Here is a 14,884-nt window from a genome sequence, read left to right on the forward strand (position 1 = left end):
TGTACTATCAGGACTCCACAGAGAACAAATAATAATAAACGGGCTGTCCTCCGGAATGTACCTCCACCTCAGCATCAGGATATAGTGACTCCAACCATGCCGCAAGTGCAGCAGTAACCTCAGAGTCAGCTTCTTCCCCTTCGAGGATGGTAACCACTTCATCTCCACTCTCCATCATCTGCTGCAGCAATCCTTCACACGCACGCAGCATGCTTTCATCTGTCGCAACGATTTTGGAATTGTGGATACCAATGTAATGGCCTGCCTTGATATCCAGCTCATCGTACTGAGTGTCTCTTACGGCATGAGTAACCTGACCCGACTGCACGCGGCCAATGGCTTCCAGCATCTGATCACGGTTGGTATCAGCAGACTCATCCTCTTGGAAGGCAAACGCAGCTGCCATTCCTTGCGGAATGGTTTTGCTCGGGATCACCGTGATCCGGCGTTCGTCTTCAAGCAGTTCTCGTGCCTGTTCGGCAGCAAGAACAATATTGGAATTGTTCGGCAAAATAAATACCTGTTCCGCAGCGATCGAGCGAACTGCATTCACAAAGTCCTCGGTACTTGGATTCATCGTCTGTCCGCCGGAGAGAACAACGTCCACTCCGAGGCTTTGGAAGATTTCCGCAATACCCTCGCCTGAAGATACAGCGATAAAACCATACGGAGCCATCTCATCTGCCGGAGGTACTGCCTCTTCATGACTGCGCGTCGTTTCAGGCGGAATCTCTGCAAACAATTCAGGAGAAGGCGCAATGTCCATGCCCGCCGTCAGCAAGTCTCTATGCTGTTCACGCATGTTCAAAATATGAATCTGAGTAATTTCGCCGTAACGAAGTGCCAGATTCAGTACATCACCAGGTGTCTTGGAGTGCACATGCACTTTGATCACTTCGTCGTCAGCAATAATGATGATGGAATCTCCATTAACTGACAACGCTTTCCGGAATGCCTCATCATCGAATGCCACGCCTGCATTATCTCCAAGCTGGCGGTTAATGAAGAATTCCATATCATACAGGAATTCGATATCTTCCGTTTCCAGTCTAGCCTGTGCAGACAACGGCATCTCTGGAGCAATGACCTGCTGTGCAGGCTTCGTAGGCACTTCTTCTGCCGGTACAGCCGGTTTCAATGCGGACGATGCCACAGATGGTTGTACTTCTTTTTGCAGGGATGCACGGCTAACACCGTCAGTCTGCAGCAGTACTTCCATAAAACCTTCGTAAATATATACAAGCCCCTGTCCACCCGAATCCACGACGCCAACCTGTTTTAGTACAGGCAGCAATTCCGGAGTCGTTGCCAGTGCCTCTTTTGCTTTTAACAATACTTCATTCATTAATTCGGTAATATCATTCGTCCGTCTTGCATAGTAGCTGGCATGTTTCGCTGCTTCCTTAGCCACGGTAAGAATGGTTCCTTCGACAGGCTTCACGACAGCTTTATACGCTGCGTCCACGCCGTTTTGGAGGGCTGCTGCAAATTGGAGCGTATTCAGTTCCTCATAAGGAGCAGCTGAACGACTGAACCCACGGAACAACTGCGATAAAATAACGCCAGAATTCCCCCGGGCACCCATAAGCAGGCCTTTCGATAAAATACCGGCAGCTTCTCCGATGGAGGCAGAACTCTTGCGTTTAATCTCTGCAACTCCCGCACTCATTGTCAAATTCATGTTCGTTCCCGTGTCGCCATCCGGCACAGGGAAAACATTCAGGGAATTGACGTGCTCTGCATGCTGTCCAAGTTGTTCCGCGCCGGCAAGTACCATTGCGGTGAAATCTGTTCCATTTAAAGAACGTATACTCAAGTGAGAATTCCCCTTCCTAGCTTGATACACGAACATCTTGCACCAAGATGTTAACTGGTCTGTTCATGCGTTGACGCTTCTGCGTCATTCTTCGTCCACACCTTGTCCGGCAAAGGCATACAATTCAACATGTCATCCGGATCTACGGTCTGGGCGGCCGAGCCACCGATATCTTGCAACCGCTGAAGCCCTAGTTCGGGGCATACGGATATGCACCGGTATCGAGAGCCGGCATGAATGCCGCATGGAGACTGGTGCCAGTGATGGAAATGTCACAGCGCACAGCGTTGCCAAATTGCAGACCACCGACCTCTTGGGACGGTCAAATCTCCGGCTTTCTCGCGGCAACAGCCTGTTCACCGCTGTATTATGGACTATTCAACATTGTACTATATTAGGCAGGAGAAATAAATAAAGTTTTTGGATCAGTTGACGAAGCTTTTTTGGGTATGATATTATATTCAAGTATTGTTTTATGCAGGTTAAGTAATGGAAATGATCCGGCCATGCCGGCTTGAACAACGCCATTAGCTACTGGAGCCTGGCCATTATGGTCAGGAAGAACAATTTAGCCTTTAAGGAATGACTTTCGTCTCTCCGAAGGCAACTGGTTATTTTAGGATAGGAGGTGTAATCTATGTCTCGCAAATGTTATGTGACAGGTAAGAAACCGGGCACCGGTAACCACGTATCCCACGCTAACAACCGTAACCGTCGTTCTTGGGGCGTAAACGTTCAGAAGGTCCGCATTCTCGTGAACGGTAAACCAAAACGTGTATACGTAAGCACCCGTGCACTGAAAGCCGGTAAAGTGACTCGCGTATAATCACGCAAAGCTACTATAAATCGGATAAGCAAAAAGCACCTTGTTCCTTGCAGGTGCTTTTTTGGTATTCAAAAAAGTACATAAATACCTGCACAAGCATGTGAATGCCCGCCGCATGGCACTTCTCAGGTCGGATTCCCCATTCGTCCTGAAGCCATAGCGGCGGTATTCGCCTTTTGAGCCTGCCCTTGATCTTATCAGTTCTTTTGAAACGTATTAAGGATCGCCTTTACAAACCCTCCCAAAAACTTCGGCAGTTTGAATGTGTAAAATTTCATACTTCACCCTCCCCATCATGCTCATGCATCCGCCGTATCCTATGCTTCAGGGCCTTCTTCACCTTAAACACGACAAAAAAGGCTACATGAGAAACCTGCTCATGTAACCATATTTATGCGGAACCACCTGTCCCTATTCCAACATGACGAGCCCGAAGAACAGCTCATTTACGTTTGGGCAGGAACAAATTGATAGACAGCGATCATGAATACGCTCAGCAAGTAATACAGTATGCTGAATATGACGAAGGTAACACGCGATCGTGTACGATCAAACTTTCGAAAATACATAATGACAACGCCCACGCCAATCAGTGAGGTAAGCGCATTGTATGGGGATTGAATGACGGCAAATAACGCAAGCACTAATCCCGTTACAAGGCTCGCAGCCATTGTCCACAGCGTCTCCTTAAGGCCCATAGATCAGCCTCCGTAGCTGCTACGGATTTCGGCAATAGCGGCTGCACGGTCCTCACGTCCGAATACCGCACTACCTGCGACAAGTACATCCGCTCCTGCTTCAACAACGAGTGGTGCTGTATCGGCTGCAATTCCCCCGTCCACCTCGATGTGTACGTCATGGCGTCCTTTTTCATTCAGCCAGCTGCGAATCTGTCTGATCTTGTTCATGGTTCCCGAGATGAATGCTTGTCCGCCAAACCCAGGATTCACGGTCATGACCAGAACCATGTCCACGTCATCCAGCACTTCCTGAATGGCACTGGCAGGTGTTCCTGGATTCAGGGCAACTCCCGCCTTGACTCCCTGTTCCTTAATCAGATGAATCACACGGTGCAAATGTACACATGCCTCGGCATGAACGGTAATAACAGCCGCTCCTGCTTTGGCAAATTCCTCAACATACCGTTCCGGATTCTCAATCATTAGATGTACATCCAGTGGCAGGTTGGTATGTGGTGCAATAGCTTTCACAATGGCAGGGCCCAGCGTAATATTCGGAACGAAATGACCGTCCATGACATCAACGTGAATCCAGTCGCCTCCAGCAGCTTGCGCCTCAGCTACCTCAGCACCAAGACGTGCAAAATCTGCAGATAAGATGGATGGAGCAATTTTAATCATAATTAGTACCTCCGCTTCTTGTCTTTCATTTCTGTAAGGAACTGCTCATAATGCCGGTAACGGCTTTCGGAGATTAGACCTTCCTCCTTGGCAGCAAGTACTCGGCACTGGGGCTCATGTGTATGGGTACAGCCGCGGAATTTGCACTGATCCGCATACTGGGCAAATTCACGGAAACAGGTGGATAATTCCTCCACACCAATTTCGAGAAAGTCCAGTTGGCTGAATCCGGGAGTATCTGCTACAAATCCGCCGTTATCCAGCGGGATCAATTCAACGTGCCTGGTCGTATGTCTGCCGCGGCCAAGACGCATACTGATTTCACTTGTTTCGAGTGTCAGCCCTGGCATCAGGGCATTAAGCATGGATGACTTACCTACACCGGACTGACCCGAGAACACACTGATCTTGCCTGCAAGACGCTCTTTGAGTAGTTCATTGCCCTCACCGGTTCGCGAACTGGTCGAGATGACTTCATACCCAATCTGTTCATAGAGAGCCTTAACCTCAGCTACAGTGTCCCTGGTGTCCTTCTCAGGATCTACGAGGTCCTGCTTCGTTAATACAATTAGAGCATCCAGTCCCGCCTGCTCGATATGTACGAGAAATTTGTCCAGCAGATTGAGGTTCATGTCCGGTTCTTTAACGGAGAACAGAAGAACAGCCAGACTGACGTTCGCAACAGGCGGACGAATTAACTCCGTCTCCCGTTCCCGAATCTCATCTACTGTTCCTTCGCCATTCTCTGTCAGCATATAGCTGACGCGATCACCGACAAGCGGAGATACGCCTCTCTTTTTGAATATGCCTCTCGCTCGGCATTGAACGGCGGAGCCTTCAACCGAAGGCACCCCGTTTTCTAACAGTGGCATGACATAATAGTAACCGCTTAGCGCTTTTACGATGATACCTTCAGGCATAGCTCCGTCGCCCTCCTTTGATTTGCGGTGCATTCCAACCTAACGTCAGCAATAAGCCGTCCTTACGGACGGCTTGTTGCGTTTACGACCTCACTCTTCTTATCTTTTCCATGACCTTTATCTTTACCTTTACCATTATTCATGGCAGACGTATCTTCACTTTCATTATCTTCTTCACCGTCAGCAGGAGTCGAATCAGGTTCACCTTCCTGGTTGCCGTCCACGCTGCCTTCGTCACCGCCGCCGCCTTCTTCAGGCTCATTCGCTGGTGGTGGCTGATTACTGATCTCTGGCTCAATGGATGGCACGACTACGGTGCCATTTTTGGCTTCAGCGTAGGTAACCACGTACGTATCCAGAAATTGACCATCCCGATATACAGATACAGCACCATTTTCATTCGGAGCCAGAACAAGCGGAATGGTTAGGGCCTGATAGGACTTGTTAATGGTACGCGTTCCCCATTCCTGGTTCTTGCCTCGGGCATCCTCAAATGTAATCCGGATTTTGCTGTTCTTGCCCTCTTCTTTTGGCGAAACATTGATATTGAAGGAATACTCCAATGCCTCAGGCGGATATCCGGTGCTGACGAAAATGGTAATTTTGTCACCAGGTTTCACATCGGTTCCAGCTTCCACAGGCCATTGTTGGGTGACCTTCCCTTTATCAACCGTATAGCTCGGCTCTTCCTGAACCTGAGCCAGAACCAGTCCGGCAGACTTGATCATCTGCTCTGCTTCGTTGCGGGTGCGATTTTTCAAATCTGGCATCTTCACAGTTTCCGCGCCTCTACTGACGGTTAAGACAATTTCGGTCTGTTCCGGATCAAATTCTTGATCGGCCCCAGGGGTCTGGGAAATAACCAAGCCTGATGCAACGTCATTAGAATATTCATCTTTACGTTTGATCCGATCCTCACTGATTCCCAGATTCGTCAGATCCTTGACCGCATCCTCGTAGGAATCACCTTCGACGCTGATCATTTTGGTCAGTTCCTTTTCAGCTCCAACACTAAGTTGAATTTCCGATCCTGCCTTGACCACATCACCTTCGTTTCGGCTTTGTTCGAATACGATACCGGGATCGACACCTTCCTTATACTGCCGGATGACATCATCGCTCACAACCAAACCTTCATCCTGTAACATCTGGCGTGCCTTTTCTTCAGTCTGGTTTACGACATTTGGCACTTTCACTTCAGGCACAACGAGCATGCCTTTGACGTACCACACAACACCAACCATGGCAATTAGAATTAAGACAGTCAATGAGATCAATAGTGTTGGTTTTTTCCAGTTTTTCGTCTTGGGCTTGCCTTTATGGTTCTCCTCGTCCGATTCCATGACCGGAGCCGCGCCCGTAGAAGTAATTCCACGTGGTTCCGGTTTGATGGCAGGCATGACACGGGTCTGATCCACATCATCCTCATCCGGGAAATCGATCTTGTTTTCATTGCGACGCTCTGGCATCAAACAGGTTTCCAGATCGTTCTGCATTTCCTTGGCCGACTGATATCGCTCCTGCGGATTTTTTCGCATGGATTTCAATATCACATTTTCCACACTTTGCGGAATCAGCGGGTTGAATTTGCGAGGTTCATCAAATTCTTCCTGCAGATGCTTCAAAGCAACACTGATCGGACTCTCGCCGAGGAACGGAAGCTGCCCAGTCAGCATTTGATAGAGTACGATACCGAGAGAATATAAATCCGACTTCTCGCCAGTAACAATTCCTTTGGCATGCTCTGGTGAAAAATAGTGCACCGATCCGACTACGGAACCAGTCTGTGTAATCGTTGTGGAGGTAACCGCTCGGGCAATCCCGAAATCGGTAACCTTCACACGGCCATTTCGGCCAATCAATATATTATGCGGTTTGATATCCCGATGAATGATCTGATTATGATGTGCATGATCCAGGGCGTCTGCAATTTGGGAAGCAATTCGAACAGCCTCATCCACCTGCAGCGGAGCCCGCTCTTTAATAATCTCATTCAGGTTTTTGCCTTCTACATACTCCATGACAATATAATGAACGTCATCTTCCTGGCCTACATCATAGATGCTGACGACGTTGGGGTGAGATAAGGATGCAGCTGACTGCGCTTCGCGACGGAAACGTCGGATGAATTCCTCATCATGTACAAATTGCTGTCTCAGCACCTTGATCGCCACATTCCGGTTCAGAAGCAGATCCTGAGCCTTGTACACAAGTGCCATGCCGCCACCGCCAACACGCTCGATGACTTCATAGCGTCCGCCTAGCTGGTGCCCTATCATGACTCACACCCCGTTTCCGTCACCACGGAACCTTCCTGCTGCACTTCAAACAGCGCAACCGTGATATTATCATCTCCGCCAGCCAGCAGAGCCAGCTGAAGCAGACGATCCGCACGCTCTTCAAGCGGTAGCTCCTGATTTCCTGCCACTTGAACGAGCTGTTCATTGCTGACCAGATTGCTTAGTCCGTCACTGCACAACAGCAGAACTTCACCTGTTTCCAGCTTGATCGGATCCAGATCCACTTTGACTTCTGCATCTGTTCCAAGAGCACGGGTCAGCACGTTGCGACGCGGATGATGAGATACGTCTTCCTTGCTGATCTGACCATTTTTAAACAATTCATTCACCAGGGTATGGTCTTCCGTTAACTGGATCACTTGTTTGTTTGCAATTTTGTAAGCTCGGCTGTCCCCGATATGACCGATAACACCCTCTGCATCATTCAACAAGGCAGCAACCACGGTCGTACCCATGTTATGGTATTTGTCGTCTCCGGATGCAGTCCGATATATCACTTCGTTGGCATGCAAAATAGCATCGCTGAGGGCAGCAGACAAGGATGCATGTGACAGCCCCGGTTCCAATGTTCCCAGGTCATGCACCAATGTCTCAACTGCCAGACGGCTGGCGGTATCTCCAGCGAGATGCCCGCCCATGCCATCAGCGACAATACCCAGTATATACCCTGTCTCCAGATTGCGGATCCAGGCTGAATCTTCATTAACCGAACGCACACGTCCGATATGGCTCACATGAACTGTTTTGATCAAAACGTTCTCACCTCAACTCCATATGCTTTGCACGAAGCTGGCCGCAAGCGGCAGCAATATCATGTCCCTGTTCACGACGAATGGTTACATTAACACCCTGCTCCGAAAGAATCTTCTGGAAATTGAAAATGTCGCTTCTCGATGTTCTCACATACTTGCGTTCAGGTACGTGATTGACTGGAATCAGGTTCACGTGGCAGAGCATGTTTTTGAGCACACTTGCGAGTTCCGCAGCATGTTCCGGCTGATCGTTCACGCCACCGATAAGTGCATATTCAAATGTGATTCTCCGGCCCGTTTTAGCGAGGTAATACCGAAGGGATTCCATCACATCGTCAAAAGGAAAACGACGGTTTACCGGCATCAATTTGGAACGCAGCGCATCATTCGGTGCATGGATGGAAATCGCCAGGTTAATCTGTGTATCTTCGTCCGCAAACTTGTAGATGTTTGGTACAATTCCGCTTGTGGACACCGTGATGTGGCGCTGACCGATATTCAGGCCCTTTTCGTGAATCATGATGCGCAGGAAAGTCATGGTTGCTTCATAGTTCTCAAACGGTTCGCCCGAACCCATGATGACAATACTGCTTACACGTTCGCCGCGCTCATCCAGAATCTTCTGAGCCTGTACGACCTGAGCAACAATCTCGCCTGCTGTCAGGTTACGCTTCAGTCCGCCCAGTGTGGATGCACAGAATGTACAACCGATCCGGCAGCCTACCTGTGTCGTTACACAGATGCTGTTACCATAGTTATGTTTCATGATAACTGTTTCGATGGCATGATCATCATGAAGACCGAACAGGAACTTCACCGTTCCATCCTTGGATTCAAACTTCGTAATTTCGGTAAGGGTTACAAATTCAAATTGCTCTGCCAGCTTCTCGCGCAATGCTTTGGACAGGTTCGTCATCTCACTGAAATCATTTACTCGTTTCACATAAATCCAGTCGAAAATCTGACCACCCCGAAAAGCGGGTTCCCCATTCTCAACAGCCCATTGCTGCAGCTCTTCCAGGGAAAAATCATATATAAAAGGTTTCATTTTGTTGTCAACACCTATTCCTTCTTTTCTTTTCATTCTTCCTATTCTATCACAAAGACCACTTTACATCCATGTATGCCCTAGAGTCCTGCACTTCATGCATTATAACACCTCGGCGCACAAGCCGCACCCCATTACAAAAGAAATCCGCCGAAGTTCCCCCCGGCGGCCTTCCTTGCTTGCTATGGATTTACTCATCGGCTGCACGAGTCAGCCTTGCAATGAAAAAGCCGTCACTGTGTGCATACTGGGGTAGAATCTGCACGCCCCCGTTCACCGGATTCCACTTTTCCATCTCGGTTCCGGTCCAGGCAGAATCCACGGCCCTGTATTCAGGATGGCGCTTCAGGAAGTCAGCGACCATAAGTTCGTTCTCTGCCGGCTCAATCGTACATGTGCTGTATACCAGAACACCGCCCGGCTTCAGCAGCGGTGCAACCCGGTCCAGCAATTCTCGCTGCAGCCCCGAGATATCTTCGATATCTTCAGGCGATTTGGTCCATTTGACATCCGGCTTCCGGCGAATGACACCGAGACCTGAGCAAGGTGCATCCAGAAGGATCCGGTCGAACGAAGCATGAGGATAACGTTCATCCAGGTCCAGTGCATCTCCGGTTACTGCGTCGATACAGCTCAACCCCAACCGGTCTGCCTGATCCATGATAAGCTGACGCTTATGTGCATGCACGTCATTGGCAATAATCCGTCCACGGTCCTGCATTTTTTCGGCCACATGAGCTGTCTTGCCGCCGGGAGCTGCACAGCAATCCAGCACGGTTTGACCTTCTTCAGGTGCGACCGCTTCTGCCACCAGCATGGAACTTTCGTCCTGTACTGAGAACAATCCATCCCGGTACCATGACGTTAGTGCCATATTTCCACCGCTGCGTACAAGAATGCCGTCAGGACTTATCCGGGAAGGCTCCACCACTGCACCCGCGCTCTCCATCTCGTGCATTAGTTTCTCACGTGTGGTCATTGTCGTATTTACCCGGACACTCACTGCCGGTGGTTCATTATTGGCCTTGCAGATCGCTTCTGCTGTCTCTTCACCGTATTGACTGATCCAGCGCTTGACCATCCACAGTGGATGGGAGTGTTCCAGTGCGATGCGCTCAGCAGCTGGGAGATCATCCGGAATCCGCAATTCATCCCGGTTACGGATCATGTTGCGCAGAACGCCATTGACCATACCCGAGATTCCCTGGTGACCCAGTTTCTTCGCCAGATTGACGGCTTCACTGACAACAGCATGTTCCGGAATCCGATCCAGGTACAGCATCTGGTAGACGCTGATCCGAAGGAGACTTCGTACCCATGGCTGGAGCTTGGCCATTCCTTTGGCTACAAAACGTTCCAAGAAATAATCAAGCGTGTTTAGTCTTGCAATGGTTCCGTATACCAGCTCGGTTGCGAGCCCCGCATCAGCAGGACTAAGCTCCGCCTCTTTCAGACGACGATTGAGCTCCAGATTACTGTAGGCTCCGTCCTGTTCCACTGCACTTAGCACTTTCACTGCAAGTGCCCGTGGAGAAGTTTTGGGCCGCTGGGCGCGCGAAGCTTCTCCCGAGGTTCGGGAGCCCCCAGCGGTTCTGGAACCACCCGGTTTCCCTGGATTCGGGCGTTGGTTCTGTTTAGCGTTACCTCTGCTCGGACTGTCTACGGATCGGCCGGATCTATTCTCACTCATCGTAACACCGTGCCCGGTTTCAGCGTACCGCCGCGGCCAAAGTCAGCCGCCTTCATCGCTTTTTTGCCGGCGGGCTGAACTTCTGTCAGCCAGAGTGAACCGTTGCCCGTCTGTACCTCGATACCGGATGCATTCAGCTGCAGCACTGTACCAGGTTCAGCTTGTCCTTTGGCTCCAGTCTCTGAAGCTTCCATCTGATTGGGATTAGCAGCAGCCCATACTTTAAACACCTGCTCGTCCCACATTGTAAATGCACCAGAGAACGGAACAAGACCACGGATCTGGTTATAGATTTCACGGGATGTTCGATTCCAGTCTATTTTCTCGTCTTCTCTAGTCAGATTGCGGGCATACGAAGCTTCGGCTTCATCCTGAGGGACAGCCGTGGTTTCCCCCGCAATAAGACGGGGCATTTCTGCTTGCAGCAGCTTGGAGCCTGCATCGCTGAGCTTCACAAACATGGTGCCGGAGGTGTCCTCATCGGTAATTGGAACTTCCACACGAGAGATCATGTCCCCGGTATCCAAACCTTCTGCCATATACATCAAGGTAACTCCTGTTACGGACTCCCCGTTAATAATGGAGCGCTGAATAGGAGCACCACCACGATATTTAGGCAAAAGAGAACCATGCACATTCACACAGCCTCGCACAGGTATATCCAATACGGCCTTCGGTAAAATCTGCCCAAATGCTGCAGTCACAATCAAATCAGGCTTCCATTCAGCCAATCTGGCCACGGATTCAGGATCACGCAGCTTCACCGGTTGAAATACGGGCAGGCCATGGCGCTCAGCCGCAGCCTTAACAGGCGTTGGCGTGAGCACTTTTTTGCGGCCTTGCGGTTTATCGGGCTGGGTGACTACCCCCACCACGTTATAACCCTCAGCGATGAGCATATCCAGAGAAGGGACAGCAAATTCCGGGGTACCCATAAAAACAATATTCAAATCCATCACTCCTTAATTACGTCGCGGTCCAGTCTGATCGGCTGCAATTTCGTACACCTTCTCAGCGATATCCGTGAAGAGTACACCATCCAGGTGATCAATCTCGTGCTGGAATGCCCGGGACAACAGACCGCTGCCCGTAATGATCAGTTCATTGCCTTCACGGTCCAAGCCTTTAACGGTAACTGTCTCAAAACGGCGAACGTCGCCGTTAATACCAGGAATACTCAGACAGCCTTCCGGTCCAAACTGTTCGCCTTCGCTTGCGATGATTTCAGGATTGATCATTTTGATGAGGCCTTGTTCATCCCCAGCATCAATGACAATCAGGCGTTTCAAAATGCCTACTTGAGGGGCAGCAAGACCTACACCTTCAGCGTCATACATGGTATCTGCCATATCATCCAGCAGTTTTTGTACATTGGGTGTTACTTTTGTAACTTCCTTGGCTCTTTTGTGAAGCACCTCATCTGGTTCTTTAACAATAATACGAATCGACATGTTGTAAGCACCTTCCTAACCCAAACTCATGTTGGGTATCATTCTTTTGATTAACATTTGCTTTGTTTTTAATCTATGTTTATACCGCTTGTTCACATCCACATTTTGCTCTAATCATTTTCCCAATTTTTATCACACGAAGTGTCCATGGAAAACGATGCATCATGCTTACATTAACATTTGCGGGTCTACATCCAAACTAATGAGAAGTTTTTGCGCCTGAACATCATCGTCCATGCGCCGAGCTGTTTCCAGGGCGATTCCGATAGCGTCTACATCCCCCCGCCATTTTATCATACATTGGAATCGGTATCTATTCTTGATCCGGGGAATGGGCGAGGCTACAGGCCCCAGCACGTCGAAGGCATCGTTGCTGAAACGGTCAAGGCTTCCCAGCCAGCCCGCTGCATTGGCACGTTCTTTCAACAGACGTGTGTAATTTTCGGCCAGCCGGATCAGTACAGGCAATTGCTCATGCGAAAAGGTCACCAGAATCAGGCGGCAATACGGCGGGTATTGCAGATTGCGGCGGTGAAGCAGTTCCTCACGCACAAAAGAAACATAATCATGCTGGCTTGCATGCCCAATGGAATAGTGCTCCGGTGTATAGGACTGCACAAAGACCTCACCAGGCAACTGATGGCGCCCGGCACGGCCCGCTACCTGGGTCAACAGCTGGAAGGTCTTCTCGGCAGCCCGGAAATCGGGCAGGTTCAGTGCCGAGTCTGCCGTGATGACACCAACCAGGGTGACATCCGGAAAATCCAATCCTTTGGCAACCATCTGGGTACCCAGCAGCACATCCGCTTTTTTCTCCCGGAACTGCTTCAGAAGTTTCTCATGCGACCCCTTCTCCGTCGTTGTGTCCACATCCATGCGGATTACACGAATTCCCGGGAACAACTTGGCCAATTCTTCCTCCACTCGCTGCGTACCTGTACCAAAGTAACGGATATGTTCGCTGCCACATTCAGGGCATACCTCCGGAGCAGCTTCTGCATACCCGCAATAGTGACAACGAAGATTGTTCGAACGCTGGTGATACGTCAGTGAAATATCACACTCGGGACAGCCGGCCACATAACCGCAGCTGCGGCACATGACAAAAGTGGAATAGCCTCGGCGGTTCAACAGCAAAACGGTCTGCTCCCCGCGCTCCAACCGTTCCTCCAGTCCCTTGTGCAGAGCCCGGCTGAACATCGAACGGTTGCCATCCTTCAACTCTTCCCGCATATCAATGATTCGCACATCCGGCAGATTGTTGCCAAGCGCCCGAGTAGGCATTTCCAGCAGCAGCGGGGCAAAATCATCATTGCTCTGCGAACGTGCGGCATAATAACTTTCCAGCGAAGGCGTCGCGGAGCCCAGGACCACAACAGCCTGATGCTGCTGTGCTCTTTTTACAGCTACATCACGGGCATGGTATTTCGGCGTTTCTTCCTGTTTGTAAGAAGTCTCATGTTCCTCATCCATAATAATTAGACCCAGTCGGTCAAATGGAGCAAAGACAGCGGAACGCGCGCCAATGGCTACCTTTACTTGGCCTTCCCGGATTTTGCGCCATTCATCATAACGCTCTCCGCCCGAAAGACGGCTGTGCATAACGGCAACCTGGTCTCCGAATCGTCCTTTAAACCGCTCAACCATTTGTGGTGTGAGGGCAATCTCAGGCACAAGCACAATCGCCTGCCGATCCTGCTCAATACATTGCTGGATCGTCTGTAGATACACTTCGGTTTTACCGCTGCCTGTTACACCGTGTAACAAAAAGACGCCATGGCGCCTTTCCTGTAATCGGCGATTAATTTTATCGTACACGTTCTGCTGCTCTGCAGTAAGAGCAAGCGGTTCAGTGGCCCGAAATTTTCTGCCCTGATAAGGGTCACGAAAGACTTCCACGTCTTCCGTTACAAGCAGCCCTTTCTCCTCAAGCCCTTTGACGGTAGCCGCAGACACTTGAAGCGTGGCCAGCAATTCTTTCATCGGCATCGGCAGCAGTTCCTTCATTTCCAGCAGAAAAGCAAGAACCTCCTTCTGCCGCTGTGCCTTTGCCGGGAAAGATGCAAGTGCCTCTTGTGCAGCAGCCGCATCTACCGCCAAATCCACTGCCTTCATCGTTTTTTTGTTCAGCTTGTCCTTGATTGCCTGGCTCTCCAGCAATATACCGCCAAGCAGAAGCTTTTTGATCAACGCGGCATGATTGGGGTATTTCCGGCTCAATTGCTGCAAAGGCACCTGTCCCCGGCTTTTAACAAACCGTATAATGTCCTGCTGCACCTTCTCCGAGGTGGACTCCTCTCCCCACACGAAGAGGACATCTTCATCCGCCTTTGCTCCGGTCTGCTGTCCATCCAGTGCATCCCCAATGGAGATATATCGTTCCGCTTTACCTTTCAGCGCAGTCGGCACCATGACCTGCAGCGACAAAATGCGGTTGCTGGCATATCGCTCACTCATCCACTCGGCGAGCTGCACCAGATCTTCTGATAAGGGAGGAACGATGTCCAACAGTTCCTGAATGGGCTTCAACTTGAAGGATTCTGTTCCGGTACGCGGTACAAGATCAACAACAAAGCCCTGAACGGTTCGATGTCCAAACGGCACACCTACCCGACTGCCAATCTCAATCCAATCACGCATCGATTCCGGCACCAGATAATCAAAGGGCCGATCGGTCTGTTTCACCGGAACATCGACAATAACCTTGGCGATCTCCATAT

At 50.1% G+C, this 14,884-nt stretch carries 15 protein-coding genes; 2 read left to right on the plus strand and 13 right to left on the minus strand.

The window, feature by feature from the left end:
- Nucleotides 1-7: 7 nt before the first annotated feature.
- On the minus strand, nt 8-1,816 hold the full coding sequence (locus GUA98_RS19655) for a DAK2 domain-containing protein (RefSeq protein ID WP_153979340.1): 1,809 nt from the start codon (nt 1,814-1,816) through the stop codon (nt 8-10).
- A gap of 50 nt (nt 1,817-1,866) precedes the next feature.
- On the minus strand, nt 1,867-1,995 hold the full coding sequence (locus GUA98_RS30025) for a hypothetical protein (protein WP_258377678.1): 129 nt from the start codon (nt 1,993-1,995) through the stop codon (nt 1,867-1,869).
- A 54-nt stretch (nt 1,996-2,049) separates the two neighbouring features.
- Here GUA98_RS30025 and GUA98_RS29715 point away from each other — a divergent pair, with 54 nt between their 5' ends.
- Nucleotides 2,050-2,214 (plus strand): hypothetical protein, encoded by a 165-nt coding sequence (locus tag GUA98_RS29715; protein ID WP_227779831.1) that lies wholly within the window; start codon nt 2,050-2,052, stop codon nt 2,212-2,214.
- 239 nt (nt 2,215-2,453) lie between these two features.
- Nucleotides 2,454-2,642 (plus strand): 50S ribosomal protein L28, encoded by a 189-nt coding sequence (rpmB, locus tag GUA98_RS19660; protein WP_024631107.1) that lies wholly within the window; start codon nt 2,454-2,456, stop codon nt 2,640-2,642.
- A gap of 197 nt (nt 2,643-2,839) precedes the next feature.
- Here the strand turns inward: rpmB and spoVM are convergent, their stop codons facing one another.
- From spoVM to priA, 11 genes are all read right to left on the minus strand, one after another.
- Nucleotides 2,840-2,920, minus strand: a complete 81-nt coding sequence (gene spoVM / locus GUA98_RS19665) for a stage V sporulation protein SpoVM (protein WP_019424875.1) — start codon at nt 2,918-2,920, stop codon at nt 2,840-2,842.
- A 168-nt stretch (nt 2,921-3,088) separates the two neighbouring features.
- Nucleotides 3,089-3,340: a hypothetical protein gene (locus GUA98_RS19670; protein ID WP_095359346.1), complete on the minus strand. Its 252-nt coding sequence runs from the start codon at nt 3,338-3,340 to the stop codon at nt 3,089-3,091.
- Nucleotides 3,341-3,343: 3 nt separating this feature from the next.
- A complete protein-coding gene (gene rpe, locus GUA98_RS19675) occupies nt 3,344-4,003 on the minus strand; it encodes a ribulose-phosphate 3-epimerase (protein ID WP_095290279.1) in 660 nt (219 codons plus the stop codon).
- 2 nt (nt 4,004-4,005) lie between these two features.
- Nucleotides 4,006-4,923 carry a ribosome small subunit-dependent GTPase A gene (gene rsgA / locus GUA98_RS19680; protein WP_153979341.1) on the minus strand — a complete coding sequence of 306 codons (918 nt, stop codon included), beginning with the start codon at nt 4,921-4,923 and terminating at the stop codon, nt 4,006-4,008.
- A 62-nt stretch (nt 4,924-4,985) separates the two neighbouring features.
- Nucleotides 4,986-7,202 carry a Stk1 family PASTA domain-containing Ser/Thr kinase gene (gene pknB, locus GUA98_RS19685; protein ID WP_153979342.1) on the minus strand — a complete coding sequence of 739 codons (2,217 nt, stop codon included), beginning with the start codon at nt 7,200-7,202 and terminating at the stop codon, nt 4,986-4,988.
- The gene (locus GUA98_RS19690; protein WP_127537872.1) at nt 7,199-7,975 is read right to left on the minus strand and encodes a Stp1/IreP family PP2C-type Ser/Thr phosphatase; all 777 of its coding nucleotides are present in this window, start codon (nt 7,973-7,975) and stop codon (nt 7,199-7,201) included. Before GUA98_RS19690 ends, pknB begins: the two co-directional genes overlap by 4 nt.
- Nucleotides 7,976-7,982: 7 nt before the next feature.
- Nucleotides 7,983-9,023: a 23S rRNA (adenine(2503)-C(2))-methyltransferase RlmN gene (gene rlmN / locus GUA98_RS19695; RefSeq protein WP_095290542.1), complete on the minus strand. Its 1,041-nt coding sequence runs from the start codon at nt 9,021-9,023 to the stop codon at nt 7,983-7,985.
- Between the two features lie 190 nt (nt 9,024-9,213).
- Nucleotides 9,214-10,713 (minus strand): 16S rRNA (cytosine(967)-C(5))-methyltransferase RsmB, encoded by a 1,500-nt coding sequence (gene rsmB, locus GUA98_RS19700; RefSeq protein WP_193724168.1) that lies wholly within the window; start codon nt 10,711-10,713, stop codon nt 9,214-9,216.
- Nucleotides 10,710-11,669 (minus strand): methionyl-tRNA formyltransferase, encoded by a 960-nt coding sequence (gene fmt, locus GUA98_RS19705; RefSeq protein WP_193724169.1) that lies wholly within the window; start codon nt 11,667-11,669, stop codon nt 10,710-10,712. The genes rsmB and fmt overlap by 4 nt, the downstream gene beginning before the upstream one ends.
- Before the next feature lie 6 nt (nt 11,670-11,675).
- Nucleotides 11,676-12,164 (minus strand): peptide deformylase, encoded by a 489-nt coding sequence (gene def / locus GUA98_RS19710; protein ID WP_095290270.1) that lies wholly within the window; start codon nt 12,162-12,164, stop codon nt 11,676-11,678.
- Between the two features lie 168 nt (nt 12,165-12,332).
- Nucleotides 12,333-14,882: a primosomal protein N' gene (priA, locus tag GUA98_RS19715; RefSeq protein ID WP_193724170.1), complete on the minus strand. Its 2,550-nt coding sequence runs from the start codon at nt 14,880-14,882 to the stop codon at nt 12,333-12,335.
- Nucleotides 14,883-14,884 lie beyond the last annotated feature (2 nt).

Origin of the sequence: Paenibacillus sp. P13VS (assembly GCF_015143645.1) — a bacterium.
Classification (GTDB): Bacteria; Bacillota; Bacilli; order Paenibacillales; family Paenibacillaceae; genus Paenibacillus; species Paenibacillus xylanilyticus_A.